General features: G+C 55.3%; 1 rRNA gene. It reads left to right on the forward strand.

Annotated elements, in window-relative coordinates:
* A 16S ribosomal RNA gene (locus BSZ14_RS18840) occupies positions 1–425 on the forward strand; the annotation flags it as partial.

Raw genomic sequence — 425 nt, forward strand, 5'->3', positions numbered from 1 at the left:
GGAATTTTGGACAATGGGCGCAAGCCTGATCCAGCCATGCCGCGTGCGGGAAGAAGGCCTTCGGGTTGTAAACCGCTTTTGTCAGGGAAGAAAAGCTTTGGGCTAATACCCTGGGGGGATGACGGTACCTGAAGAATAAGCACCGGCTAACTACGTGCCAGCAGCCGCGGTAATACGTAGGGTGCAAGCGTTAATCGGAATTACTGGGCGTAAAGCGTGCGCAGGCGGTTCTATAAGACAGATGTGAAATCCCCGGGCTCAACCTGGGAACTGCATTTGTGACTGTAGAGCTGGAGTGCGGCAGAGGGGGATGGAATTCCGCGTGTAGCAGTGAAATGCGTAGATATGCGGAGGAACACCGATGGCGAAGGCAATCCCCTGGGCCTGTACTGACGCTCATGCACGAAAGCGTGGGGAGCAAACAG

The organism is Sphingomonas sp. Sph1(2015) (genome assembly GCF_001970915.1).
Classification (GTDB): domain Bacteria; phylum Pseudomonadota; class Alphaproteobacteria; order Sphingomonadales; family Sphingomonadaceae; genus Sphingomonas; species Sphingomonas parapaucimobilis.